We start from the raw sequence: 2733 nt of genomic DNA, 5'->3' as shown, positions 1-2733 counted from the left end.
CATCTGCAGCTGGTCGACCGAGATCAGCGTCGAGCCGTGCCAGACGTCGCCGGCCGTGTCCGTGAATCGCGCGTCGGTCCCGATGATGAAGCGGGCCGGCCCGTCCGGCGTGTCGATTGCGCACAGGTCGAGCATCCCCACGCGATCGTCGCGCGGGTCGAAGCCCTCGGGGAAGAAGCTCATCTGTTCAGGACCTCGCGGAAGGTCATGGTCGGCGCACTGGTGCGGGACTTGCCGTAGGCCAGTCGCGATCCGAGATCGTCGAGCGCCTCGAAAAGCCCGGTCGCGACGAGCGAGATCGGATCGCCGACGGCGATTGTCGCGCGCTGCAGCGTCACGCCGAGGCGGTAGACGTCGCCACCCTCGGCCGCGACCCAGAGCACGCCCATGGGCCAGTCGTCCGCGCTGATGATCTGGCCCTGTTTCGGCACCAGGCCGGGATCGGTCACCGTCACGAGGATCTCCTCGGCGCCAGGCGCGGCTGCGGCCGCCGCCGACACCTGCGGACCCGGGTCGAAGCCGTACCCGGTCGAGAACCGCTGGTCGTTCGAGAACGGCTTGCCCAGCCGGATCCAGTCAGCCGGAAGAACCTTCGCGCGGATGAACACGAGCGGGTCTGCCATGAACAGGCGGTAGATGCCGAGGCGCCCCTGTGCCGCCCACGCGATCGCCCGCCAGTAGGCGCTCTTCTCTGCGGTGAAGGAAAAAGCCATCTCGCCCATCCAGCGCGGGAACTGGTTGAACACGACCTGCGTACCGCCCCCGACCCGCTCGGCCTCAGCCTGCCCGCGCCAGTCGATCCACCAGTCGCGCTCGAGGGCGCACATCATGCTGTAGGGCACGGTGACGATCGGGCGTTGCATCAGGTGTTGGTCTCGCGAAGTCGGTTGAAACGGTCGCCGAAGCCGCGGTTGACGCTTCGCAGCACCGATCCGGCGGCAGCCTGCGCCTGCACCGCGCTGATGCGCTCGACCGCGGCCTGCCAGTTGCCGTCCCGATCGACGAACACCCTCACGTCGGCGATGCCGCCTGCCGCCTGGCCTTGTGATGGCCCGCGAAGTGCCTGCTGCGCCTGTGCCGTCGACAAGATGCGGCCATTCACCGCCGGCACGAAGGGTTCGGGGCCTGCCTCGCCCACCATGTAGGCGCGGCCGGCGCTGACGGGGCCTCCTGCGGCGCGCCGCCCGCCGATGACGCTGCTGATCGCAGACATGATGCCGCCGAGGAAACCGCCGCCGCCTCCGCCTTGCATGGTGCCGTTGAAGACGGACATGAGCGCCTCGCGGATCCCGGCCGAGAGGATGTCGGCCGCGATGCCGCGGAAGATGTTGCCAAGGGCCTCGCCCATGTTCTCGCCGTTCACGATGGCGTTCGCCATGGCGTCGGACACGCTCTCGATCCCCTCGATCACGGCGCCCCATTCGGCCTGCATCCGTTGCTCGTCGAGCCGCGCCAGCGCTGCGTTGTACTGATCCGTGGTCAGCTCGCCCCGCTTCTGAAGTTCGTTCAGGTCAGCGAGCTTGCGCTCGTACTCCTCGAGCGGGCCCTCGAGGTCGCGCAGGATGCGGTCGCGCTCGGAAAGGAGCCGGTTCGTCTCCTGCTCTGCCTTGCGTTCGGCCTCGGATTTTCCGCTCCCGCCGCCGCCAGAACGTCCCTTACGGCCTTGGGTTGAGAAACGCGGTGCATTGAATGCCGGAAGCTCGGGCGGCAAATAGTCGTCGATATTCCCGCCTTCTAGGTCGAGGGACGTGATCCCCTCCCCTGTAGTCATGCCTGGCGGCAGTTCCGCCATCGCACGCGCTGCGTTGAAGGCCGCCCACGCGGCTGCAGAACCCTCCATGTTGTCAGCGAGCCTCGCAGCTTGATCAGCTGCTGCACTTATAGTTCCGGCAAAGTCAGTCGCCGCAATCGTGCCGGCTGCAGTGGCCGCCTCGAGCAGCTGGCTAACCATCTCAGCGGCTTCGCCGTGTCCCTGCTCCACAAGCGCATTGACAAGATCGAGCTCTGCCTGCTGCTCACGTATGGACGATAGCAAGTCCTCGTTGGCATCAAGGACATCTTGTACTGCCTGCAGTCGCGCGCGCTCGACCTCGGAATTCATGAAGTCCGCGTTCGGGTCGAACTCCAACCCCTGGTTAACGTCGCGAAGAAGGCGGTCAAGCTGCTCACGGCTCGCCGCGAGATTTGCCTCAAGCGTTCTTCGTTGCCGGTTGAGCCGCTCGACCTCCAATGCAGCAAGCGCCTCGCGCGCCTGCGCTTCAAGCCGAAGGCTGGATAGAACCTCGGCAGTCACCTCCCTCTGGTAAACTCCGCTAAGGCGAACAGCTGCCGAATATCGGTCCTGCGCCTCGCGCGCAGCGTCGATAGCACTGGCGGCCGCGCTATACGCCCCCTGCACGTCAAGCTTCTCGATCTCTTCGCTTGCACCCATGGCGGCTTGCGCCACGCCGAAGAGGATCGGGATCGCCGCGCCGGCCGCGATACCGAGCGCCCCGAAACCGAGCGCGAGGTCCGGCGCCTGGATGGCCAGAGCCTGCAGGTAATTACCCGTCGCCGCGCCTTGCTGAGCGACTTGGGAAAGTTGCATCGAGACTTGGCGGAGCCCACCTCCGGCCGCCGCCGACGCGCCGCGGTCGACATCCCGAAAGCTCCGCTCAACGTTCTTGTTCGCAGCCTTGAAACGGTTCTCGGTGTTCTTGGCGGTTCGGGTGGTCTGCGTCTCGATGCGCTTCA

The 2733-nt window shown here is 66.4% G+C and carries 2 protein-coding genes and 1 pseudogene; all 3 read right to left on the bottom strand.

What is annotated here, in order from left to right; all coding sequences use genetic code 11:
- Positions 1-183 (bottom strand): annotated as a pseudogene (locus tag RISW2_RS22560) (hypothetical protein); the annotation flags it as partial.
- Positions 180-863, bottom strand: coding sequence for a hypothetical protein (locus tag RISW2_RS22555; RefSeq protein WP_043775533.1), 684 nt, complete (start codon positions 861-863; stop codon positions 180-182). The gene RISW2_RS22555 and the pseudogene RISW2_RS22560, both read right to left, overlap by 4 nt.
- The coding region (locus tag RISW2_RS25155; protein ID WP_084615544.1) for a hypothetical protein at positions 863-2733 on the bottom strand (1871 nt) is incomplete at its 5' end. The genes RISW2_RS22555 and RISW2_RS25155, both read right to left, overlap by 1 nt.

Origin of the sequence: Roseivivax isoporae LMG 25204 (genome assembly GCF_000521865.1) — a bacterium.
GTDB lineage: Bacteria > Pseudomonadota > Alphaproteobacteria > Rhodobacterales > Rhodobacteraceae > Roseivivax > Roseivivax isoporae.
The sequence above is the reverse complement of the archived record's forward strand: the minus strand, read 5'-3'. Positions and strand labels throughout refer to the sequence as shown.